Origin of the sequence: Variovorax sp. V93, from assembly GCF_041154485.1 — a bacterium.
GTDB classification, from domain to species: domain Bacteria; phylum Pseudomonadota; class Gammaproteobacteria; order Burkholderiales; family Burkholderiaceae_C; genus Variovorax; species Variovorax beijingensis_A.
On the sequence record NZ_AP028669.1, the window covers coordinates 5,138,922 to 5,162,605 of the forward strand.

General features: G+C 69.3%; 16 protein-coding genes. 7 read left to right on the forward strand and 9 right to left on the reverse strand.

Annotated elements, in window-relative coordinates:
• The first annotated feature begins 199 nt into the window (after positions 1-199).
• The gene (locus ACAM54_RS24420; RefSeq protein WP_145739399.1) at positions 200-1,174 is read left to right on the forward strand and encodes a tripartite tricarboxylate transporter substrate-binding protein; all 975 of its coding nucleotides are present in this window, start codon (positions 200-202) and stop codon (positions 1,172-1,174) included.
• Between the two features lie 79 nt (positions 1,175-1,253).
• On the opposite strand, the gene ACAM54_RS24425 is transcribed toward ACAM54_RS24420, so the two are convergent.
• Positions 1,254-3,377 (reverse strand): carboxypeptidase-like regulatory domain-containing protein, encoded by a 2,124-nt coding sequence (locus tag ACAM54_RS24425; protein ID WP_145739397.1) that lies wholly within the window; start codon positions 3,375-3,377, stop codon positions 1,254-1,256.
• Between the two features lie 179 nt (positions 3,378-3,556).
• On the opposite strand from ACAM54_RS24425, the gene ACAM54_RS24430 reads away from it, so the two are divergent.
• Positions 3,557-4,537 carry a helix-turn-helix transcriptional regulator gene (locus ACAM54_RS24430; protein ID WP_145739395.1) on the forward strand — a complete coding sequence of 327 codons (981 nt, stop codon included), beginning with the start codon at positions 3,557-3,559 and terminating at the stop codon, positions 4,535-4,537.
• 17 nt (positions 4,538-4,554) lie between these two features.
• On the opposite strand, the gene ACAM54_RS24435 is transcribed toward ACAM54_RS24430, so the two are convergent.
• The gene (locus tag ACAM54_RS24435; RefSeq protein ID WP_369649215.1) at positions 4,555-6,648 is read right to left on the reverse strand and encodes a PQQ-dependent dehydrogenase, methanol/ethanol family; all 2,094 of its coding nucleotides are present in this window, start codon (positions 6,646-6,648) and stop codon (positions 4,555-4,557) included.
• 155 nt (positions 6,649-6,803) lie between these two features.
• Between ACAM54_RS24435 and ACAM54_RS24440 the strand changes: the two genes are divergently transcribed.
• Complete coding sequence (locus ACAM54_RS24440; protein WP_369649216.1) at positions 6,804-8,087, forward strand: helix-turn-helix domain-containing protein; 1,284 nt, start codon at positions 6,804-6,806, stop codon at positions 8,085-8,087.
• 4 nt (positions 8,088-8,091) lie between these two features.
• Here the strand turns inward: ACAM54_RS24440 and ACAM54_RS24445 are convergent, their stop codons facing one another.
• The 5 genes from ACAM54_RS24445 to xylF form a co-directional block, all read right to left on the reverse strand.
• A complete protein-coding gene (locus ACAM54_RS24445; protein WP_369649217.1) occupies positions 8,092-10,524 on the reverse strand; it encodes a membrane-bound PQQ-dependent dehydrogenase, glucose/quinate/shikimate family in 2,433 nt (810 codons plus the stop codon).
• Between the two features lie 115 nt (positions 10,525-10,639).
• On the reverse strand, positions 10,640-11,803 hold the full coding sequence (locus ACAM54_RS24450; RefSeq protein WP_369649218.1) for an ROK family protein: 1,164 nt from the start codon (positions 11,801-11,803) through the stop codon (positions 10,640-10,642).
• A gap of 19 nt (positions 11,804-11,822) precedes the next feature.
• Positions 11,823-12,599 carry an ATP-binding cassette domain-containing protein gene (locus tag ACAM54_RS24455; RefSeq protein ID WP_047787587.1) on the reverse strand — a complete coding sequence of 259 codons (777 nt, stop codon included), beginning with the start codon at positions 12,597-12,599 and terminating at the stop codon, positions 11,823-11,825.
• A 219-nt stretch (positions 12,600-12,818) separates the two neighbouring features.
• Positions 12,819-14,009, reverse strand: a complete 1,191-nt coding sequence (locus tag ACAM54_RS24460) for a sugar ABC transporter permease (RefSeq protein ID WP_369649219.1) — start codon at positions 14,007-14,009, stop codon at positions 12,819-12,821.
• A 120-nt stretch (positions 14,010-14,129) separates the two neighbouring features.
• Positions 14,130-15,152 carry a D-xylose ABC transporter substrate-binding protein gene (xylF, locus tag ACAM54_RS24465; protein ID WP_369649220.1) on the reverse strand — a complete coding sequence of 341 codons (1,023 nt, stop codon included), beginning with the start codon at positions 15,150-15,152 and terminating at the stop codon, positions 14,130-14,132.
• Between the two features lie 252 nt (positions 15,153-15,404).
• Between xylF and ACAM54_RS24470 the strand changes: the two genes are divergently transcribed.
• Together ACAM54_RS24470 and ACAM54_RS24475 are read left to right on the forward strand one after the other, a co-directional pair.
• Entirely contained in the window at positions 15,405-15,836 is a 432-nt protein-coding gene (locus ACAM54_RS24470) for a VOC family protein (RefSeq protein ID WP_145739380.1), read from the forward strand.
• Between the two features lie 67 nt (positions 15,837-15,903).
• Positions 15,904-16,770, forward strand: a complete 867-nt coding sequence (locus tag ACAM54_RS24475; RefSeq protein ID WP_145739378.1) for a LysR family transcriptional regulator — start codon at positions 15,904-15,906, stop codon at positions 16,768-16,770.
• Here the strand turns inward: ACAM54_RS24475 and ACAM54_RS24480 are convergent.
• Positions 16,764-19,328 (reverse strand): PepSY domain-containing protein, encoded by a 2,565-nt coding sequence (locus ACAM54_RS24480; protein WP_369649221.1) that lies wholly within the window; start codon positions 19,326-19,328, stop codon positions 16,764-16,766. The genes ACAM54_RS24475 and ACAM54_RS24480 overlap by 7 nt on opposite strands.
• Positions 19,329-19,381: 53 nt before the next feature.
• Entirely contained in the window at positions 19,382-21,496 is a 2,115-nt protein-coding gene (locus ACAM54_RS24485) for a TonB-dependent siderophore receptor (RefSeq protein WP_369649222.1), read from the reverse strand.
• Between the two features lie 212 nt (positions 21,497-21,708).
• Here ACAM54_RS24485 and ACAM54_RS24490 point away from each other — a divergent pair, with 212 nt between their 5' ends.
• Positions 21,709-22,722 carry a thiamine pyrophosphate-dependent dehydrogenase E1 component subunit alpha gene (locus tag ACAM54_RS24490; RefSeq protein ID WP_145739372.1) on the forward strand — a complete coding sequence of 338 codons (1,014 nt, stop codon included), beginning with the start codon at positions 21,709-21,711 and terminating at the stop codon, positions 22,720-22,722.
• Entirely contained in the window at positions 22,713-23,678 is a 966-nt protein-coding gene (locus tag ACAM54_RS24495; RefSeq protein WP_369649223.1) for an alpha-ketoacid dehydrogenase subunit beta, read from the forward strand. The genes ACAM54_RS24490 and ACAM54_RS24495 overlap by 10 nt, the downstream gene beginning before the upstream one ends.
• The last annotated feature ends 6 nt before the right edge of the window (positions 23,679-23,684 follow it).

Here is a 23,684-nt window from a genome sequence, read left to right on the forward strand (position 1 = left end):
TCCTCCTCGATGCGGGCCCGAAGGCCTGCGGTGTTGTGGTTTTTCTTCGCGCCTCCCCAGGCGCGACTTGCGAGCGCGCATCATGCCCCAGGAAGGGGCGGATTTCGGCCCGTGCCTAAGGGCTATTCGCTATTCGTCAGGTCATGGTCAGCCTTTATGATCGCGGCCGTTTTTGAATTTCACCAACCGAGAGACACACATGAAGAAATTGCTTGCACTCACGGCGTTCGCCGCTGCTGCCGCCGGCGCCTGGGCCCAGGATTTCCCCGCAGGCAAGACCGTCACGCTGGTGGTGCCCTTCTCCGCCGGCGGCCCGACCGACCGCGTGGCCCGCGACCTGGCCGAAGCCCTGCAAAAGACCCTGGGCACGACGATCGTGGTGGACAACACCGCCGGTGCCGGCAGCTCCATCGGCACCGCCAAGGTGGCCCGCGCCGCGCCGGACGGCTACACGCTGCTGCTCAACCACATCGGCATGTCGACGATGCCGGCGCTCTACCGCAAGCTGCCGTTCAACGTCGAGAACGACTTCGAATACCTCGGCATGGTCAATGAAGTGCCGATGACGCTCATCGGCAAGCCGACGCTGCCGGCCAACAACTACAAGGAGCTGACGGCCTGGATCGCGGCCAACAAGGGCAAGATCAACCTCGGCAACGCCGGCCTGGGCGCCGCGTCGCACCTGTGCGGCCTGCTGTTCCAGAGCGCGCTCAAGGTCGAGATGACGCCGGTTCCCTACAAGGGCACCGCACCGGCCATCGCCGACCTGCTGGGCGGCCAGATCGACCTGCTGTGCGACCAGACCACCAACACCACCTCGCAGATCGAGGCCAAGAAGGTCAAGGCCTACGCCGTGACCACGAGCAAGCGCCTGACCACGCCGGCCCTGAAGGACCTGCCGACGCTCGCCGAATCGGGCCTGAAGGACTTCGAGGTCTCGATCTGGCACGGCGTGTACGCGCCCAAGGGCACGCCGGCACCGGTGCTGAAGAAGCTCAACGAAGCCATCAAGGCCGCCATGAAGGACCCGGGCTTCATCAAGCGCGAGGAAGCGCTGGGTGCGGTGATCACCACCGACAAGCGCACCGAGCCGGCCGAGCACAAGAAGTTCGTCGCAGCCGAGATCGCCAAGTGGGGCCCGATCATCAAGGCCGCCGGCGTGTACGCCGACTGATTTCCCCCGCGCTCAAGAAAAAAGAGCCGCCGGCCCTCGGGACCGGCGGCTTTTTTCATGGCGGTGACAGCAGGAAGAATCAGGGCAGCGTGACCGTCCACACCTCGAAGTTCTTGCGCACGTCGACCTGGCGCGCGGTGCGGGCCGTGAAGCTGAAGGTGCTCAGCGAGGAGCCCTGTGCGTACTGCCAGCTGTTGTTGCCGGCCGGCACGCAGTGCGTATCGCTGGGGCTGACCGGCTGGCAATAGACCATCGCCTTGCGCGCCGTGCTGCGCACGGTGACGGTTTCGCCGAAGCGGGCGCCGCCGGGGCCGGGCGCCCTGCCGAAAACACCGAACGAGGTGGGTGCGAGCGCACCGGCCGGAACGGTCCAGGCATCGAGGCCGCCGTCGGCGCTGAAGTCGACGTTGTTGGGCTCCGACGGCGTCGGTGCCGCAAAGACGATGCCCCGCGCGGAGCCCAGGCTTTCCGCGAGCATTTCGGCGCGCAGGGCCGGCGTGAGTTCCACCATCGGCGTCTGCACGGCTTCCGCGATGGTGGGCACGCGCGAGAAGGTGCGCACGTACTGCACCACGTTCGGGGTGGCACCGTCGGCGCGGAAGAACTCCAGCTTCCATACCGACTGGTCGGCGATCTTGCCGAGTTCCTCGTCGGTATACGCCGGCGTGGCGAAGAGATTGGCGCTGTCGAAATCGCTCGGGCTGCCGGGCTGGGCCGGGTCCAGGTAGCGCGCCGACATGCGCCACAGCGCCGAATTCAGGGCGGAGCCGGCCGTGCCGTCCGGCGTGAGCACCAGCGTGTTCAGGCCGGCCTTGGGCACCAGCACCAGCTCCTTGCCCGGCAGTGAAGCGGTCGTTGCCACCACCTTCGAAAGGATCGGATCGCCGTTGCCGTCGCGCACGTTGTCGATGGAGACGGCGTAGCCGACCGAATGGAAGACCAGGTTCTGGTGCTTCAGGTAGTCCTTCTTCTCGAGCTGCGGGCGAACGGACGCGCGGTAGGTGTGGCTGTTGCCGGTGAGCTTCAGCGCGCCATCCACGATCTTGGCGTTGAAGACGTCGTTGTCGGTGTTGCCCAGAACGTCGGTCCAGCGGTAGGTGAGCGCGACGTCGCCGTTCTTGTGGAAGTATTCGAAGTTGCCGCGGTCGTGCTTCAGGTTGGTGGGGCCAAAGCGGAACAGGCTTTCGAACGAGCGGCGCGCACCGCCGCTCACGCGGCCGATGGGCGCGCCGGCCGCCACGAAGCTGGCCGGATCGTCGTTCACGAACAGCGTGCGGCAGGCTGGCGCCACCACGTTGGCGGCGCTGCCGTAGGCATTGCCGTCGGGCTCGATGGGGCTGTCGACGCGCTGTGCGAGCGGCAGCGCATAGCAGGCGTTGATGCGGTCGAGCAGCGCCTGCACCATGGCCGGAGTGGGCGGCTGCACCAGCGTTGCGGCGTCGATGGCGGGCAGCGTCGCAATGGTGGCGTCGCCGCTGCGAAAGACGATGGACACCGGCGGGCTGTCCTCGCCGGCGGGCAGCGCCTTCACCGTGATCTCGATGTTGGCCGCCGTGCCGTCGGGGCGCACCGACACGTTGAGCGCGTCGAGCACGCGATCCTGGCCGGTGCCGTTGGCCTGGAACTCGCCGCTCATCGGGTCGATGCTCGCGTCGAGCGCGGTCAGCAGCGGCTGCAGCGCGGCGACCAGCTTGGCCACCTGGTCGCCGATCGACCCCGCCGTGACGGCGCCGGCGTCGGCCTGGATCGCCGCGGCCAGCTGCGAGGGGTCGCCGTTGGGCGACAGCTGCGCCACGATGATGGTGGTCAGCGGCGTCACGTTGGTGGTGCCGGTCGCGGTGCTCGCGGTGGTGCTGTAGAGGGTCAGGTCGTCGCGCACGGCCTGGATCACCAGCGGCGCCTTGGTGCCGGCGGGCAGCGAGCAGCTGTAGCTGCCTTCGGGCGTGGTGGTCACTTCGCAGACCTTGGCGCCGGTCTGGTCGAACACCGTGAGCACCGCACCGGCGAGCGCCGCGCCGGTGGCGACGGTGCCGCTGAGGGTGGTGGCCGCTGCTGCGGGGGGCTCGCCGCCGTTCGACGCCGCCGGAATGAAGCCGAACCCGCCGCCGCCTCCTCCTCCTCCGCCTCCCCCGCCGCATGCGCCGAGAAGCGCGAGGGTGACAACGGACAGGGCATGCGGGATCTTCCGGGTGAGAGAGGGCATCGGTGGGCTCTTCGAATAGGTTGAAAGCCCCGGACCATCCGGGGTCCGCAAACAATAGCTTTCACTTTTTCAAAGAAAATGATGCAAATGCATCATTCTTGAAAACCGCCGGCGGGCCGCGGTGGCAATCACCGGAACATGGGATGCCCGCTGCGCGGGCGCGATGGAAAACTGCGCCGATGACCAGGCCCGCCGCCCTTCATGACTTCAGCGAGTTGCTGCTGCAGCTCTACCGGCTCTCGCACGAGCTGCCCATCCACGCCTTCCAGGATGCCGCGCTCGACCTCATCAAGCCGGTCCTGGCCTTCGATTCCTCGATGTGGGGCACCGCCACCCGAACCGACAACGGCATCGACATCCACACCATCCACCTGCACAACCAGCCGGTGGAAATGCTCGCGGCCTACGAAGAGGTGAAGCACCTCGACACCGCGGCGATGGAAGTGGGCAAGCAGCCGAAGTCGACGCTCTCGTTCAATGCCAATGCCTGGTTCCACCGCAAGGACCAGGCGCAGCTGCGCGACTACGGCGAGCGCTTCGAACAGGCCAACTTCTTCATCAGCTCGGACGTGCACCCGCAGACGAACTTCGTGCACTGGCTCAGCCTGTTCCGCTCGGACCCGGAGGCGCACGGCACCGAAGACGAACGGCAGCTGCTCGCGAGCCTGGCGCCGCACGTGATGCAGGCACTGGCGCTCAACCGCATCGTGCACCTCGACCGGCTCGAGACCGGCGGCCAGGCACCCGGCGGCTCCGCCATCGGCGACCTGCGCGGCGTGCTCTATCACGCCGACGGCCCTTTCGAAGCGACGCTGAAGGCCGAGTGGCCGTCGTGGCACGGGCGCACGCTGCCCGACGCGCTGCTGAAGCATTTCCTCGGCGGCCATGCGCGCTACAGCGGGCGGGCGGTCGTGGTCACGCACCATGTGGAGCAGCGACTGCTGTTCCTCAAGAGCCGCAGGCGCTGCCTGGCCGACAGCCTCACGCCGCGCGAGCACACCATTGCCGAGCTGCTGGCCCGCGGCGACACGCACAAGGACATCGCGGCCATGCTGAACCGCTCGCCGGCCACCGTGCGCAACCACATCCAGTCGATCTACGACAAGCTGCAGGTGGGCAACGTGGCAGGCCTGATCCAGGAGCTGCGGCTCGCGGGCTGACCGGCCCGCGCGCAGCCTCACTTCGGCCGGATCGCGTCGGCCGTGCCCTGGATGAAGGCCTTGATGCTCTCGATGTCCTCGCCCGAGAGCTTGCCGGTGAAGTCGGGCATGCCGCGCGCCATGGCCGGGCCCTTGAGGATGAACTTGTCGAGGTTCTCGATGTAGGCCGCGTCCATGTAGCCGAGGTTCGGGATGTTGCCGCCGCGGTCCACGCCCGGCACGCCATGGCAGAACACGCAGTTGCTCACATAGAGCATGGTGCCGGTCTGGACCTTGGCGGGGTCGTACTTCACGCCCTGCACCAGCTTGTCCATGCGGTACTGCACGAAGTCGGGCATCTTCGCGCTGCCGCCCACGGCAAAGGTGTAGACCGTGCCCGGGCCCTGCCGCTCGGTGGCGCGCTGCGCGAGGCCGTAGACGCCGCCCCAGCCCACGGCCACCGACACATACTGCTTGCCATCGACCATGTAGGTGGCGGGCGCGGCCACCACGCCGGTGCCGGTGGCCGTTTCCCAGAGCTTCTCGCCGGTCTTCGCGTTGTAGGCTACCAGCCGGCCGTCGGCCGTGCCCTGGAACACCAGGTTGCCGGCGGTGGTGAGCGTGCCGCCGTTCCAGGGCGAGACATAGTCCACGCCCCAGGCCTCCTTCTGCGCCACCGGGTCCCAGGCGACGAGGCGGCCGAAGGGCTTGCTCTTGGGCGGCTCGGCGTTGGCGAACATCGCGGTGTTCCAGCCCAGCGCGGCATGCGGGCGGCCGGGTGCGTTCTGGTCGAACTTCCAGTCCTTGTCGTCCATCAGGTTGATCGGAATGTTCTGCGCCGGCAGGTAGGCCAGGCCCGTCTGCGGGTTGAACGACATCGGATGCCAGTTGTGCGCGCCGAAGGGGCCGGGAATGCTATCGCCGGGCTTGTCGTTCTGGCGCGCGGCCGCGATCTCGATGGGACGGCCGTTCTTGTCGTAGCCCGTGGCCCAGTTCACGTCGACGAAATTCTTCGCCGAGATGAACTTGCCGTTGGTGCGGTCGATGACGAAGAAGAAGCCGTTCTTCGGCGCATGCAGCAGCACCTTGCGCGCCTTGCCGCCGAGCGTGACGTTGGCCAGGATCATCGACTGGGTGGAGGTGTAGTCCCAGTTGTCGCCCGGCGTCTCCTGGTAGTGCCACACGTACTTGCCGGTGTCGGGGTTCAGGGCCACCACCGAGCCGAGGTAGAGGTTGTCGCCGCCCTTGGGGCTGCGCTTCTTGTGCGCCCAGGGCGAGCCGTTGCCGGTGCCCACGTACATCAGGTTGAGCTCGGGGTCGAAGGCGAAGCTGTCCCATGCGGTGCCGCCGCCGCCGGCTTCCCAGTACTTGCCGCTCGGGTCCCAGGTCTTGGCGGCGCGCGCCATCGATTCGTCCTCGAAGGGCTTGGCCGGGTCGCCCGGCACCACGAACCAGCGCCACTTCTGCTCGCCGGTCTTCGCGTCGTAGGCCGTGACGTAGCCGCGCACGCCGTACTCGGCGCCGCCGTTGCCGATGATGACCTTGCCCTTGAAGACGCGCGGCGCGCCGGTGATGGTGTAGGAGCCCTTCTGCCCCTCGATGGTGTTCTTCTCCCAGACCTTCTGCCCTGTGACGGCGTCGAGCGCGATCAGGCGGCCGTCGAAGGCGCCGACGTAGACCTTGCCCTCGTGCAGCGCGACGCCGCGGTTCACCACGTCGCAGCAGCCCCTGAAACCCTTGGACTTGTCGACCTGCGGATCGAAGCTCCAGAGCTTCTGCCCGGTGCGCGTGTCGATGGCATGCACCACGCTCCACGACGCGGTGACGTACATGACGCCGTCCACCACCAGCGGCGTGGCCTCGATGCCGCGCGTGGACTCGAGGTTGTAGGACCAGGCGAGGCCCAGCTGCTTGACGTTGCCGGCGTTCACCTGGTCGAGCTTGCTGAAGCGCGACTCGGCGTAGTCCAGGCCGTAGCTCGGCCAGTCGGGGGTCTTCTTCTGGGCCGCATTGGCGCGGATGAAGTCGCCGTTCACCTGCCTGGCGGCCGAGGCCTGGGCCGCGGCGGGCGAGCTGCCCGCGCACAGCAATGCACCGGCGAGCACGAGCAACCCGGAGTGGATCTTTTTCATCGGGAGTCTCCTTTGTGCCGCAAGGATCGTTTTTGCCGCCCTCGCGTTCACCTTCGGGATTTCCCCAGTCCGGCGCTGTTCCATTGCGGAACACATTCGACAGGGGCAGCGATCTCCCTTTCCTGGTTCCCCCATTTCGAGGAGCAGCGAACAGCATGGCTTTCGAACGGCTGGGCACGGCAACTGCGCCGCGCCAACTTTTTTCCAGCACGCCCGCGCAGCGCGTGGCGCTCGCGCGGCAGCAGTTCTTCGAGGAAGGCGTGCGGCCTTCGGGCCTGGTCGGCGAGGCGGTGATCCAGTCGTGGCTGCGCTGCACGCGAAACCACAGCGACCGCCAGCGCATCGTGCCTTTCGATGCGGTCACGCCGAGCCGCCTTCACGCCACGCTGGCGCGCAACCGCGAGCTGCTCGAAGTGGCGCGGCAGGAACTCGCGAGCATGGAAAGCGCGCTCGCAGGCACCGACTGCCGCGTGATCCTGACCGACGGCGAAGGCGTGGTGGTGCATGTCACGCAGCAGCCGGCCGCCGCGCACCAGCCGGTGCTGCGCAAGACCGCGCGCGTGGGCGTGAACATTTCAGAGCGCATCGTCGGCACCACGGCGCCCGGCATCGTGGCGACCACCGGGCAGGCCTGCACCGTCGACGGCGCGGAGCACTACTTCGACGTGCTGTCGCAGATGCAGTGCGCCGCGGCGCCGATCCGCGACGTGGCGGGCCGGCTCGCGGGCGTGCTCGACATCACGATGGAGGCGCGGCGCTTCGGCTTCGATGCGGCATCGATGGTGGGGCTCTATGCCACGACCATCGAGAACCGCCTGCTGCAGGCGCAGTCGCGCGACCACCTGATCCTGCGCTTCCAGGCCAGCCCCACCCTGCTGGGCACGCCCATGGAAGCGCTGGCCGGCGTGGCGCCCGACGGCACCATCGCCTGGCTCAACAGTGCCGGCGCGCGGCTGATCGGTCGCCTGCCCGAAGAAGCCTGCGAACGCGATGTCGAATCGATGCTGGGCCACGACCTCGCGAGCCTGCTGCGGCTCGAAAGGCGCGAAGCCGCGCAGCCGCTGCGCCTGGCGAGCGGCCTGGGCGTGTGGGTGCAGGCGCGCCTGAAGGCTGCGGACGGCGTGGACTTCAGGCACGCCGTGGCGGTGCCCGGCGAAAGCAGTGCCATGCTGTCCGTCGAGCCTGCAACGGCAGCCGAGCCGTTGGCGGCGCGCGAGCACACGCCAGCGACCGCCTCGCACCCCGTGCCGGCGGAAGCGCCGCCGGGCGAGACCCTGCGCGAGCACAGCCGCAAGCTGATCGAGGAAACGCTGGCGGCGCAGGGCGGTAACGTGTCGCAGGCGGCGCGGCAGCTGGGCGTGTCGCGCGGCACGCTGTACCGGCGGCTGCGCGGCTGGCGCGAAGAGGACAAGGTCGCGCCGCGCACGCCGCCGAGCTGAAGGCTCAGCGCCTGGGCAGCGCGTAGGCGATCACGTGGTCGCCGGTGCGCGTGCCCAGCGAGCCGTGGCCGCCCGCAACCACCACCACGTACTGGCGCCCGTCGCTGCCGCGGTAGCTCATCGGCGTGGCCTGCCCGCCCGCGGGCAGGCGGGCGCGCCAGAGTTCCTTGCCGTTGGCGACGTCGTAGGCGCGCAGGTAGTAGTCGAGCGTGCCCGAGAGAAAGGCCACGCCGCCGGCCGTCATCATCGGCCCGCCGAGGCTGGGCACGCCCATCGCAAAGGGCAGCGGCAGCGGCGAGCTGTCGCGCACGGTGCCGTTCCTGTGCTTCCACACCACGCGGCCGGTGCGCAGGTCGGCTCCGGCCACATGGCCCCATGGCGGCGCCTGGCACGGCAGGCCGAACACCGAGGTGAAGGCGCGCAGCTGCACCGCGAACGGCGCGCCGAAGTTCTCGTTGAGCGCGGGCAGGCTGTCATTGGGCCGGTTCTTGCCCTGCACGTAGAGCGAGGTGTCGTTGGCGCGCGGAATGAGCTTCGACACGAAGGCCAGCGAGGCCGGCGTGGTGAAGGCCATCTGCCGCACCGGGTCGACCGCCACGCCGCCCCAGTTGAAGACGCCGAAGTTGCCGGGATAGATCAGCGAGCCCTCGGTCGACGGCGGCGTGTAGCGGCCTTCGTAGCGCAGCCGGTGGAAGGCGATGCGGCAGGCCAGCTGGTCGAACACGGTGCCGCCCCACATGTCGGCCGGCGTGAGCGCGGGCGGATCGAAAGACAACTCGGACACGGGCTGCGTGAGCGAGGTGTGGTCGCCCGCGGCCGGCCCCTGCGGCGCGGGCCGTTCATGGACCTTGGTCACGGGCTTGCCATCGCGGCGGTCGAGCACGAACAGCTCGCCCTGCTTGGTCGGCTGCACGAGCGCGGGCACCGTCTCGCTGCCGATGCGCAGGTCGACGAGGCTGGGCTGCGAGGGCACGTCGTAGTCCCAGAGGTCGTGGTGCACGGTCTGGAAGCTCCAGCGCACGCGGCCGGTAGCCAGGTCCAGCGCCACCACCGAGGACGAGTAGCGCTCGGCGCCTTCGCTGCGCTTGCCGCCCCACTGGTCGGGCGGCTGGTTGCCGGTGGGCACGTAGACCAGCCCGAGCGCCTCGTCCACGCTGGAGATCGACCAGCTGTTCGGCGAGTTGGCCGTGTACGTGCGGTCGGCCGCGATGGGCGCAGTGTCGTCCGGGTTGCCCGAATCCCAGTTCCACACCAGCGCGCCGGTGTCGATGTCGAAGGCCCGGATCACGCCCGAGGTCTCCTTCGTCGAAACGTTGTCCAGCACCGTGCCGCCCACGATGACGAGCGAGCGCGTTACCACCACGGGAGAGGTCGAGTAGTAGGAACCTGGCTTCGCGTTGGGCATGTTCTTCCACAGGTCGATCTGGCCCGTGCCGCCGCCGAAGCGCATGCAGGGCCTGCCGCTTTCGGGATTGAGCGCGATGACGCGGCCATCGGCCGTGGGCATGAAGAGCTTGGCGTCGCAGTCGCCGCTGGCAGCCGGGGTTGGCGAAGGCGAAGCAGGCGCGGGCCGCACCGCACGGCCCGGGTCGTATGACAGGCCGCGGCAGGTCAGGTGCTGCAGGGCCAGCGGGCGCCGGATCTCGGGCGTGTAGCGCCAGAGCTGCTGGCCGGTGGTCGCGTTCAGTGCCACCACCGACTGGTGCGGCGTGCAAAGAAAAAGCCGCTCGCCGATCTTCAGCGGCGTGACCTCGAAGGTTGTCTCCTCGGGGTCGCCGCTCTGGCCGCGCACGTCGCCGGTGCGGAAGTGCCACGCTTCCTGCAGCTCGCCCACATTGGCCGGCGTGATCTGGTCGAGTGCCGAGTAGCGCTGGCCCATGCCGTTGCCGCCGTAGGCCATCCAGTCGTCCTTCGGCGGGGCCGGTGCGGCGTTCGCCGGCGCCGCGGCGGCTGCCGTCGGCGCCGGCATGGCGCCCTCCACGCGCGTCGCATCGCGCGTCCACGAGAACACCGCGGCGGCCAGGAAGGCCAGCAGCACCACGCCGAGAAAGCCCCGTGCAGGCGCCACGCCCGCGGCGCTGCGGCGCCCGAGTGCACGCGCGACCCAGGGCGTGAGCAGGAACACGCCGAGCACGAAGAACACGTCGCCGCGCGCCGCCAGCGGCCACCAGTCGAACCCCACTTCCCACAGGGCCCAGACCAGCGTGAACGCCACCACGGCCGCATAGGCCCAGAGGCCGGCGCCGCTGCCGCGCGGCAGCAGCACCGCCGCGACGATCAGCCCGAACCCCGCCACGAGGTAGTACCACGAGCCGCCGAGCACCGCGAGCCAGGCGCCTGCCGCCCCCAGCCCCAGGCCCGCAAGGCCGATGACAACGGCAGTGATGTTGAGCAGCGCGGGAGAAGGCGCACGAACGCGCGCGGCGGCATCGGGCATGGCACGGACTCCAGGTTTTTTCTCGAAGCTAGGCCAAGGCCGCGGTGATGGGCGTAGGCGGTTTGCGCATGTCGCCGTGCATCACCGGACGCGCGGCCGCTTGCCGCCGATCTTCTTAAACAGAAGGTATTCGGTATTCGTTGCGCGCGGCGCGGGCCCGGCGCGTGCGCGCATCGGGCTGCAGCGGCCGGAGGTATTCGTGCAGCGCCAGTGCGGCGGCGCCCACGGCGGGTGCAAGCGCGCGATAGCGCGCAATGCGCAGATCGGGCGCGGGCATGCCGGCCGCATCGGCATGGCGCCCGACCCACTCGAAGGCCGCCTGCGCCAGGCCGAGATGGCCGGTGCAGGACTTGCCGCCGAGCACGATGGCGCGCGGATCGAAGGTGACCCACAGGTTCTGCAGCAGCACGCCGAAGAAGGCTGCCGCATGGGCCATGCCGGGCGCTTCGCGCTCGAGCGCGCGCGAGCCGAAGAAGGCCTCGGCGCAGCCGCGGCGCCCGCACGAGCACAGCGGCCCGTCGAGCTGCAGGATGGTGTGGCCGATCTCGCCCGCCATGCCTTGCGCGCCCGTGAAGAGCCGGTCGTTCAGCACCACGCCGGCGCCCACGCCCACGTCGCAGCTCACGAAGATCAGCGGGTCCGCGCTCTCGCCGCCGGAGAACTCGTATTCGCCCAGCGCGGCGGCATCGGCATCGTTCTGCAGCTGCACCGTGACGCCCGGCAGCCCGGCCGCGGCAAAGGCTTCTTCCAGCGCGGGCAGCAGGCTCACGTTGCGCCAGCCGAGGTTGGGCGCGAAGCGGACCACGCCGGTGCAGTCGTCCACCGCGCCAGGCACGCAGACGCCGATGCTCGACAGGCGCAGCCCCAGTGCGTCGAGCTGCCCGTGCGCGGCCGCGGCCATGCGCGCGACCTGCGCGCAGGCGCCGGCCGGTGCGCTGTCGGCCAGCGCCTGCGTATCGGCATGCAGCACCTCGCCCTGCAGCGAGACGCACACCAGGCGCACCGTTTCGACCGCGATCTCGACACCCATCAGCGCGCGCACGCCGACGTTGATCCGCAGCGGCGTCGAAGGCCGTCCCAGCCCATCGGCGACGGTGGTGCCCGCCTCGCTGAGCCAGCCCTCGTCGAGCAGCTCGCGCACCAGCAGGCTCACGGTCGATTTGGTGAGGCCGCTCTCGCTCGCGAGCCGTGCACGCGACAGGCCCGGCCGCGCGCGCAGGAGGCGCAGCAGCACGCTGCGGTTCATGCGCTTGAGCAGCTGCTGGTCGCCGATGGTCACGGGGCTCCCCTGCCTTCGCTCACCTGTGGGCCTGCTCTTTTCCTTCGGGGCGCTTGCCGGCGATGATCATGCCGAGCACTTCGTCCTCCGTGACGTCCGCGGTGCGGTAGGTGCCCACGAGCTTGCCGTTCTTCATGACCGCGACGCGGTCGCTCAGCGAGAACACGTCGGGCATGTCGTGCGTGATCAGGAAGATGCCGACGCCGTCGGCCTTGAGCTGCTTCACGAGTCCGCCGACCATCGCGGTTTCTTCGGGTCCGAGCGCGGCGCAGGGCTCGTCCATGATCAGGATGCGCGCGTTGAAGTACAGCGCGCGCGAGATCGCCACCACCTGCCGCTGCCCGCCCGAGAGCCTGCGCACCGGGATGCGGATGTTGGTGAAGTTCTTGTTCAGGCGCTGGAACACCTTGCGCGCCTGCACTTCCATGAAGTGGTCGTCGAGCGTGTTCCAGCGCGTCATCTTCTCGCGGCCGAGAAAGAGGTTCGACACGGAGTCGAGGTTGTCGGCCAGCGCGAGGGTCTGGTAGATGGTCTCGATGCCGAGCGCCTGCGCTTCGGCGGGCGTGCGGATGTGGACCTTCTCGCCCGCGATCAGCGTGTCGCCCGAATCGACCGGGTAGGCGCCCGCGAGCATCTTCATGAGCGTGGACTTGCCCGCGCCGTTGTGGCCGAGCACGGCGACCACTTCGCCGGGATGTAGGTTGATGCTCACGCCGTCCACGGCCTTCACGCCGCCGAAGGCCTTGCGGATCTCCTTCAGTTCCACCAGGGGCTTCGAGGTGTCGACCGTGGTCATTTGAGTTCCTTTTGCGGTGTGCCGTGGAAAGGACTTTTTGCATCCTGGGTTCCGATGTTCAGGGCGCGTGCACAGGCCACCGGGTACTCCCCTCCGCGAATGTCCCCCGCCTTCGGCTCCTCCTTGATTTCGCTGCGGGGAGCACCCGATGCCCTGCGCACAGGGCACGCTCCGGGTGCGTTGCCGATCAACGACGGCTCTGTCCAGCGCACTTTCATCCTAGTTCTCCCCGAACTTGCGCCGGTACAGCACGTCGAACACCACCGCCACGATCAGCACCTGCCCGATGATCACCATGCGCTTGCCGATCGGCACGTCGAGCAGCAGCATGCCGCTGTCGAGCGACTGCATGATCAGCGCGCCCAGCACCGAGCCGAAGATCGAACCGGTGCCGCCCGCGAGCGCCGTGCCGCCGATCACGGCGGCCGCGATCACGTACAGCTCCATGCCCGTGCCGAGCGAGTTGGTGCCCGCATTGAGCCGCGCGATCGACACGATGGCCGCCACCGTCACCAGCACCGCGAGCAGCGCGAACAGCATCAGCGTGACGCGCTTGACCGGAATGCCCACCAGCGCCGCCGCATCGGGGTTGCCGCCCATCGCGAACACATAGCGGCCGAAGCGCGTGCGGTGCACGATGAACGACAGCACGATCGCGACCACGGCCCAGATCAGCACCGGGATCGGCAGGCCCTGCGGCGCGTCCTTCGAGGCGATCTGGTAGTTGTTCATGACCGCCGCGAAGACGAACACCACGGCCGCCGGCACCGCCGTCAGCAGCACTTCCAGCCACAGCGGCTCGTTGGGCATCCCGTGGTGCGCGCGTGCGCGGCGCTTCTGCAGCATGCGCGCGAACAGCACCACCGCCACGAAGGCCGCGAGGATCCAGGTCATGGTGGTGCCGATGCCGCCGTCGTAGCCGCCGCCCAGGCGCTGGAAGAACTCGTCGTTCACGGGCTGCGTCTTGCCGTCGGCCACCAGGAAGGCCGCGCCGCGGAACGACATCAGCCCGCCGAGCGTGACCACGAACGAGGGTACGCCCAGCATCGCCGTGAGCCAGCCCTGGTAGATCGACACCAGCAGCGCCACCGCAAGGCCCGCGAGGCAGGCCGCGGGCCACGACCAGCCCGAGGTGTACTGCAGGTAGGCGATCAGCACGCCCACGAAGCCCATGACCGAGCCGACCGACAGGTCGATGTGGCGCGCCACGATGACCAGCACCATCACCGTCGACACGATGCCCACCACCGCCGTCTGCTGCGCCACGTTGTAGAGGTTCTCGGGCGACAGGAACACGCCGCCCGACATCACGTTGAAGACCACCCCCATGGCGATCAGCAGCACGCTCATCAGCAAGAGCCGCAGGTCGACGCCCGTGCGCCGCCACCAGCCTGGCGTTGGATTGCTCATTTTTCAGATCCTCTCGAAGGAACAACAGGTGCGCGGCGGCGGCCGGGCGGGCCCATGGGCCGGCCGGACACGGCAGTGCTGCGCGGGTTGCGGCGCTTCTTCGCGCGCGCTCTCTTCTTGCTACTTGCAGGCCGCGGGCGCGCTGGCCGCCTGGACGCCCTTGCAGAGCTCGTCCTTCTTGATCCAGCCGGCCTTCACGACCACGTCGAGGTTGTCGCGCGTGATCGGCACCGGCGTGAGCAGGCGCGACGACAGCGAGATCTTCTTCGGCCCGGAATTCCAGGGCGCGGCCTTCTCGACCGGCTTGCCCTGCGACAGCGCGATGGCGGCGCTGGCGGCTTCGCGGCCGAGTTCGCGCGAGTCCTTGAAGATGGTGGCGGTCTGCGTGCCCAGCGCAATGCGGTTGAGCGCCGCGAAGTCGGCGTCCTGGCCCGACACCGGAATGCCGCGCAGGCCCTTGGCCGTGAGCGCGGCCACCGCGCCGCCGGCCGTGCCGTCGTTGGCCGCCACCACCGCGTCGACCTTGTTGGCGTTCTTGGTGAGGATCTGCTCCATGTTCTTCTGCGCCACCTCGGGCTTCCAGCCCTCGGTGTATTCGTCGCCGACGATCTTGATGTCGCCCTTCTTGATGGCGGCGTCCAGCACCTCCTGCTGGCCCGCGCGCAGGAAGTCGGCGTTGGGATCGCTCGGCGAGCCCTTGATGATCACGTAGTTGCCCTTGGGCTTGACCTTGAAGACCTCGCGCGCCTCCATGCGGCCGACCTCGACGTTGTCGAAGGTGATGTAGAAGACGCCGGGCGCCTCGATCAGCCGGTCGTACGCGACCACGGGCACCTTCTGGCGCGTGGCCTTGGTGACGGCCGGAAGGATCGCATCCTTGTCCATTGCCAGCACGATCAGCGCCTTGGCGCCCTTCGACATCAGGCCCTCGATGTCGCCCAGCTGCTTCTCGGGCGAGCCGCCCGCATCGGCGCTGATGTACTTGGCGCCGAGCTTCTCGAGCTGCGCCTTGATCGCGGCCTCGTCGGTCTTCCAGCGCTCTTCCTGGAAGTTGGACCAGCTCACGCCGACCACGGTCTGGGCCAGTGCGCCCACGGCAGAAAGGCCGAAGGCCATGGCGGCCAGGGTGTGCTTGAGTTGCATGGATGTCTCTCCTTGGAAGGTGTGCCCGGCGAAAAGGCCGTGTAAGAAATTAGTTAGTTTGAAGGGCGAACTAACTATCCCATCGCGGCCGTGCGCTGGGCACCCGGGAATTCCCGGGGGAATGCACACGCCGGGGCGGCGGATCGAGCACCGAAAAAATCGATGCTCAGCGAAAAAATATATCGCTTTCGGTTGTGAGGCGTGCTGCTTAAAGTCCGGGCCATGCTGAACTCAAGAGATGCGATCGCCGCCATGAATGCACCCGCCACGAGAATCCCTTTCCACCTCGCCTTTCCCGTCCGCGACATTGCCGAAGCCCGCGCCTTCTATGGCGGCCTGCTCGGCTGCCCCGAGGGCCGCAGCGCGCCCGAATGGGTCGACTTCGACTTCTACGGCCACCAGATCGTGGCGCACCTCGCGCCCGATGAATGCGGCCACAAGGCCAGCAGCGCGGTCGACGGCCACGACGTGCCGGTGCGCCACTTCGGCGCCATCCTCCCGATGGACCAGTGGCAGGCGCTGGCCGACAAGCTCGTGGCGCGGCAGACCCGCTTCGTGATCGAGCCCTACATCCGCTTCAAGGGCGAGCCGGGCGAACAGGCGACGATGTTCTTTCTCGATCCGTCGGGCAATGCCATCGAGATGAAGTCGTTCGCGAATCTCGATTCGCTGTTCGCCGTCTGAAGGCCCCAACCACAGCCCATCGTGATGAAACATTGAACCATGCATCGATTCTTGAGATGCTCGGTTCATGATCAACGAGCTCAGAACCTTCATCGCCGTCTGCCGCCACGGCACCTTTGCCGCCGCGGGAGAGCGGATCGGCCTGACGCAGTCGGCGGTCAGCAGCCAGGTCAAGCGGCTCGAGGAAGCCCTGGGGTTCGCGCTGTTCGAACGGACCGGGCGCTCCGCCACCTTGAATGCGGCCGGCCAGACGACGCTGGCGCGCGCGGAGGAGATCTGCGCGCTCTACGCCAGGCTCGGCGAGCTTCCCGATGACGCCGCGAGCGGCGGGCTGCTGCGCATCGGCGCCATTGCCTCGGCGCAGTCGACACTCGTCGCGCGGGCGCTTGCAAGGCTGCGCAAGCAGCAGCCGCTGCTGCGCGTCCATGTGTCGCCCGGCGTGTCGATGCGGCTGATGGACGAACTCGACGCGGGCACGATCGATGCGGCGGTGATCATCCGGCCGCCGTTCGGCCTTCTTCCGGAACTGGCGTGGCAGCCGCTGGTGCAGGAGCCGTACGTGCTCATCGCGCCCAGGAAACTGCCGGGCAAGGACTGGCGCGCGCTGCTCCAGGAGCAGCCCTTCCTGCGCTACGACCGCGCGTCGTTCGGTGGCCGCATGGTGGAAAGATTCCTCCGGCGCGAAGGCATCGCGGTCAACGATTCGATCGAACTGGACGAGATCGCCGGGCTCATCCACATGACGTCCAAGGGGCTGGGAGTTGCGCTCGTTCCGCTGGTCGAGGCGCACCTTCCGCTGCCCGCGGGTGTTCGCATGCTCCCGCTCGGCGAATTCACGTTCCACCGCGAGGTGGGCCTCCTGCAGCGCAAGCCGCGCGCCAGCCCGCCTGCCGCCGCGCAGTTTGCGCAGTGCCTGCGGGAAGCCGCTCAGTAGACATCGCGCCGGTAGCGGCCCTCTGCCACCAGGTCTTCGTAGGCCACCGAACCCAGCACCTCGCGCAACGCGAGGTCGACGCCCGGCGCCATGCCTTCGAGGCTGCCGCAGACGTAGACCACCGCACCCTCGGCCACCCGTTGGCGCAGCAGGCCGGCCGCCTCGCGCAGCTGGTGCTGCACATACCGGCGCTCGGCCTGGTCGCGCGAGAACACCAGGTCGACGCGCTCGATCGCCGCGGCCGCCTGCCACTGCGCGATTTCCCCGGCGCAGAAGGCGTCGTGCGCCGCATTCCGTTCGCCGAACACCAGCCAGTTGCGGCCGTGGTCCCGCCGCACGCGCTCGCGAAGATGCGCGCGCAGGCCGGCAAAGCCGGAGCCATTGCCGATGAAGACGCAGGGCGCCTCATCGTCGACGAGCGCGAAAGCGGGATTGGGCAGCAGGCGAAGCTCGACCTGTGCATCCAGCGGCGCCCCCTCGGTCAGCCAGCCCGAGGCCACGCCCATGCCGTCCGCGTGGCGGACCTGGCGCACCAGCAGCTGCACGCAGCCATCGGCCGTGGTCGAGGCCACCGAATAGCGCCGCGGCGCCAGCGGCACCAGCATGTCGGCCAATGCCTGCGCGCTGGCCGCCGACGCTGCGGGAAGCATGCTGCGAGACAGCGCGTCTTCGAGCGTGCGCTCGCGGCCATCGCAGTGCACGCGCGCTCGTCCGTCGAGGCCGGTGCGGCGCAGGAATTGCCCGACGGCGTGGCCGGGCTGGCGCGGCAGCAGTTCGACAAGCGCGCCCGGCGCCCAGGCGGCTGCGCCGGCATGCGCGAGCTCGATCTCGAAGAGCGGATCGCCCTGGCTGCCGGCATTGAGCAGGGTGCGCCGCACGAGGCGCCAGGGCCCGAAGGGCGCCGCCTTCGCTTCGTGCGCCTTCCATGCGCCGGGCTGCAGCACGCCGAAGGCTTCGGCCAGCGACTGCTGCCAGCGGGCCAGCGCACCGGCATCGCCGTTGTGCACTTCGATCATCGGGAACAGCGCCTGCGCGCCGTGGCCGCGCAGGTCATGGTCCAGCGCCCTGCCGAAGCCGCAGAAGTTGGCGTAGTGCCGGTCCCCCAGCGCGAGCAGGCCGTAGTGCACATGCTGCAGGCCGGAGCCGGTCTGCAGCGCGAACTGGCGCGCAAAGGCGCGCAGGCTGTCCGGCGGATCGCCGTCGCCGAAGGTGCTGGCCACCAGCAGCACCTTGCGGTAGCGCCGCAGCGCATCCACGCTCAGGCGCACCAGCGGCTGCAGCACCACCGCGACGCCGGCCGATTGCAGCACCGCGGCCGTCTGCAGCGCGATGCGCTCCGCCTGGCCGGTCTGGCTCGCAAAGGTGAGCAGCACGGGCTCGGCGCCGGGCCCGTCGGACCGCAGCGCAGGACCGAGCCGCGTGCGCTCCTCGCGTACGGCCCGCTTGGTGCGCCGGCGTCCGAGGTAGAGCATCCACCCCGTGATCGCGAACAGCGCCAGGCCCAGGCTGCTGAGCAGCATCACGATGCGGCCCGGCAATCCCCAGTAGGTGCCCATGTGCATCGGATAGATGCTGTTGACCAGCCGGCCGGCCAGCGGCTTGTCGGCATAGCGCTGGTGCCGGGTGGGCTCGCCGGTGGCGGCGTCAAGGTAGAGGCGGTTGCGTGCGCGTTCGTGTTCGGGGTGGGCGCGCAGGTAGGTCACTTCGAGCTGCGATGCATTGCGCGCCGGCAGGCGCAGCGTGGCCAGGCTCCAGTCGCCGCCGGTTTCGTCGAGGAAGGATTGCCACACGCGCTGCAGGTCGGGCGCCGCCTGCGCCTTGGCGGGCGCGCTGCCGGCCTGCATGCCCTGCGCACGGACCACGCGCCCTTCGCCGGCGGCGTTGTCGACCATCGCGCGCACGGCGTCGAAGCCCCAGTAGATGCCCGTGAGGCTCGAGACCAGGTACACCAGCAGCGCGAGGGTGCCGGCCACCGCATGCAGGTTCCAGAGAAAGGCGCGGCCGGTCAGCGCGAAGTCCAGCTTCAGCCAGGCCTGCCACGCGAGCGGCCGGCGCGGCCAGCGCAGGTAGAGGCCCGACAGCGCAAGCACCAGCAGCCCCGCGGCCAGGGTGCCGGTGACGGGCTTGCCCGCATCGCGCGGCAGCAGCAGCCAGCGATGCAGGTGCTCGGCGAACTCGAAGAAGGCCTCGCCCGCGGGCACGGGCAGCAGCGCGCCGGTCCAGGGATCGGCCAGCCGGACCTCGCCCTGGCGCTGGCCTTCGGGCGGCGCAAAGTTGATGCGCGCCGGCCGCCCGGCTTCGGCAAACACCGTGAGCGCCGCGATGCGCAGTGCCGGCTCGGCCGCCTGCACCTGCACCTGCGCCGCGAGCGCCGCGGGCCGCAGCGCCGGCGCACCAGCCAGGTTGGGAATGTGGCGCAATTCGGGATTGAGCGCGTCGACGATCTCCGCGCGAAAGGAAAGCACCGCGCCGCTCAGCCCGATCACGACGAGCACGCTGCCGGCGGTGATGCCGATGAACCAGTGGATCTGGAACCAGATCCGTCTCAGGAGAGCCATGGAAAAAACGCCGAAGGATGTGAAGGGCCGCTGCCGTCTTGTTGCGGATTCGTTCAAAGGTCGACCTTGAGCGTCGCCTTGATGCTGCGCGGCGCGCCCACGGCCAGCCGCGTGCCGGCCGCTGCCCAGTAGCGCTTGTCGGCCACGTTGTCGACGTTGACCTGCCACAGCGTGCGCTTGCCGAACAGCTGCGTCACGTAGCGCGCGCCCAGGCCGAAAAGGGTGTTGCCGCCGATGAAGGCCTGGTTCAGGTCGTCCACCGGCCGGCGCCCCGTGTAGTAGGCGCCCGCGTTGACCGAGAGGCCCGGCACTGCGGCGATGTCGTACGAGAGAAAGACGCTGGCCGTTTGTTTGGCGGTGTTCTCGGGCATCTTCCCGTTGTATTGCGCGTTGATGCCGCGGAACTCGGCATCCAGCGACTGGGCCGACAGCTGCCAGGCGAGCGCGCGCGTCAGGCGGCCCTGCGCCGAGACTTCGAGGCCGCGGTAGCGCTGGCGGCCGTCGGCCACGAAGGTGTTGGCGCTGTTGGTGTAGGCGCCGGGGCGTTCGATGTCGAACAGCGCACCCGACAGCAGCATGCCGCCGTCGCTGAGCCAGCGCAGGCCGATTTCCTTCTGCTTGCTCACGCCGGGCGGCATGTGGGCGTTCTGGTTGGCGGTGCCGGCGGGCGCGATCTCGCCTTCCTCCACGCCCTCCGCATAGGAGACGTAGCCCACCAGCGCGGACGTGAACTTGTAGCTCAGCGCCGCGAGCGGCGTGGTCTTGCGCACGTCGTAGGCGATCGGCGGGATCGTGGCGCTCGCGCCCTGCGTGCTCTCGTAGTGGGTGCGGCGCAGGCCGGCCACCAGCTGCCACTGCGGCGAGAAGCTGATGCGGTCGAGCGCATAGAGCCCGAGCTCCTCGCTTTCCTGGGCGCCAGTGGTGGGCCGGGCCGGCCGCGCCGTCAGCGGCAAATAGCCGATGGGCACCGGGTTGTACAGGTTCTGCACGGTGCTGGCGCCGCCGTAGTTGCGCTGGAAGATCGGGTCCTGCGTCTTCTTGCTGCGCGCGGCGCCGAGCGTGAGTTCGTGCTGCACGCTGCCGGTCGAGAAGGTGCCGAACAGCTCGGTGCGCAGCAGGTCCGAGGTCTGCTTGAGGCTCTGGTCGTTGCCGGTGATGCGGCCGGCGCCTGTCAGCACGTTGTAGTTGCTGAAGCTTGCGAGCCGGCGGTCGCGCTCGGCTTCGGAGTGGCCGGCTTCCACGGTCAGTGCCCAGTTGCCGCCGAGCGAATAGTCGGCGCGCAGCTGGGTGTTGGTGACTTCGGCATCGAACACGGCCCACGGCGGCCCGAGCAGCTTGTCGGGGTTGGGCACGGCAGGCAGGGCGATCACCCCGTTGACAGCCGCCAGCCGGGTGATGCCGGCCTGCTCGGTGATGCGCTTGCGGTAGTTCTCGACGTCGGCCTTGAGCGTGAGCCGGCTGTTGATGCGCCAGTCGAACGCGGCCGACACGAACCTGCGGTTGCCGTCCACGCCGTCGATGTTCGAGCCGATGCGCCCGCCGGCGGCGTTGATGCGCAGCCCGTACTGGTTCTGGTCGCCGAACTGGCGCCCGAGGTCGGCCAGTGCCTGTGCCGAGCCGCGGTCGTCGAGCGTGAGGCCCACGGTGCTCACGGGCGTGCTGCCGGCGCGCTTGGTCACGAGGTTGACGATGCCCGCCGGCGTGGTGAAGCCGTAGTAGAGCGCCGAGGCGCCCTTCAGCACCTCGACGCGCTCCTTGTTCTCCATGGGAATCTCGGAGACGTTGGGAATCGCGAGCGAGCCGTTGAGCCGGTAGTTCGTCCGGTTCTCCACCGCGATGCCGCGGATCACGAGCTGGTCGAAGGTGTCGCCGCCGTTCTGCTGGCGCGTCACGCCGGCCGTGTTGCGCAGCGCCTCGTAGATGCTGGCCGCGCCCTGCAGCTCCAGCACCTCGCGCGTGACGGTGTTGACCGTGGCGGGCACGTCCATGATGCCGGCGCCGCGGAAGGTGCCGGCCTCCACCGTGTTGGCGACGAAGCCGGTGGTCGCACTGGATTCCACCGTGACGGTGCCGAGCTGCCCGCGCGCCTCGGCGGCCGGCTCGGTGATTTGGGCATGGGAAAAGGCCCCCGCGAGCGCGAGAGGCGTGGCCAGAAAGAACTTGTGCATGGGAAAAGCAGGGGCCGGCGCTGCTTCGATCGACGCGGGCAGCGGCCGCAAAGGAATCGTGCGGACGGGGGCGCCATTCTACCGATGCATTTGAGAATCATTCTCAGACTTCCACTGCGGGAACACGGCAGGGGGTAAGCCCTGTGAGGCCATGTCGTCACGCTTGATACGATTTTTGCCGGAACGCCCCCGTCAAGGGCGCTGGAGACAAGATGGACCCGAGCAATTCAGGCACGGCGCTGTACCGCGCCATGGTGCGCATCCGCGCCTTCGAAAACGCCGCCGAAGCCGCCAGCCAGGGCGGCGTGAGCGCCTATGGCCAGCAGGCCGCCGGCGCCGCCAAGGTGCGCGGGCCGCTGCACCTTTCGACCGGCCAGGAGGCGGTGCCCGCGGGCGTCTGCGCGCACCTGCGCACGAGCGACTACCTCACCTCCACGCACCGCGGCCACGGCCACACGCTGGCCAAGGGCGCCGACCTTGCCCGCATGATGTGCGAGCTGTTCGGCAAGGCCACCGGCTTCAACGGCGGCAAGGGCGGCTCGATGCACATCGCGGACTTCTCGGTCGGCATGCTGGGCGCGAACGGCGTGGTGGCGGCGGGCCTGCCGATTGCGGTCGGCGCGGCGCATGCGCAGAAGCTGCTCGGAAAAAATGGCGACATCACGGTCTGCTTCTTCGGCGACGGCGCCATCAACCGCGGGCCTTTCCTCGAGGCGCTGAACTGGGCGCGCGTGTACGGCCTGCCGGTGCTCTTCGTCTGCGAGGACAACCGCTGGAGCGCCACCACCGCGAGCGGCCCGATGACGGCGGGCGAAGGCGCATCGGCGCGCGCCGCCTCGATGGACATCGCGGCCACGCAGGTCGACGGCAACGACGTGTTCGCGGTGCACGAAACCGCCGCGCGGCTGGTCGCCGAAGTGCGCGGTGGCGCCGGACCGCGGCTTTTGCATGCGCTGACCTACCGCGTGAAGGGGCATGTGTCGGTCGACCTCGCGGCCTACCGCGATCCGGCCGAACTGGCCGCCGCGCTCGAAACCGATCCGATCGCGCGGGCACGCGGGCACCTTCTGGACATGGGCGTGGCCGCCGCGACGCTGGATGCCATCGAGAATGCCGCGCGCGACGAGGTGGACACCGCCCTCGCCGTGGCCGACGCCGCGCCCTGGCCCGAGCCCGGCGCCGCCTTCACCGACGTGCAGACCACGGGAGCAGGCCAATGGCTGTGACAACCACGCTGAGTTATTCCGAAGCCGCCGTGCTCGCAATCCAGCGCGAAATGGAAGCCGATGCGCGCGTGGTCGTGCTCGGCGAGGACGTGGGCCGCGGCGGCATCTTCGGCCAGTACAAGGGCCTGCAGCAGGCCTTCGGCGCCGAGCGCGTGATCGACACGCCGATCAGCGAGGCCGCGATCATGGGCGCCGGCGTGGGCATGGCGCTCGCGGGCCTGCGGCCCGTGGTCGAGATGCGGGTGGTCGACTTCGCGCTCTGCGGCATGGACGAACTGGTCAACCAGGCCGCCAAGAACCGCTTCATGTTCGGCGGCCAGGGCCGCGTGCCGCTGGTGGCACGCATGCCCGGCGGCATCTGGGACGCCTCGGCCGCGCAGCATTCGCAGTCGCTCGAGGCCTGGTTCGCGCACCTGCCGGGCGTGGTGGTGGTGAGCCCGTCGACGCCGCAGGACAACTACGGCCTGTTGCGCGCCGCGCTCGCGTGCGGCGACCCCGTGGTCTACATCGAGCACAAGACGCTCTGGGGCCTGCGCGGCGAGGTCGACGAAGACATCGCCGTGCCGCTCGGCAAGGCGCGGCGCATGCGCGAGGGCAACGCGCTCACGCTCGTGAGCTGGAGCCGGCAGATGCAGGCCTGCGCGGCGGCCTGCGATGCACTGGCGGCCGAAGGCATCGCGGTCGACCTGATCGACCTGCGCACGCTCTGGCCCTGGGACCGCGAGACGGTGCTCGCGTCGTGTGCACGCACCGGGCGGCTGCTGGTGGCGCACGAGGCGGTGCAGGCGGCGGGCTTCGGCGCCGAGATTGCCGCCAGCGCCGCCGAGGCCACGGGCTGCCGCGTGGCGCGGCTTGGCGCGCCGCGCATTCCGGTCGGCTATGCGCCGGTGCTGGAGGCGCAATCGCGCGTCGGCGCCGAGGCCATCGCGGCCGCCGCGAGAAAACTGCTGGGCTGAACCAGC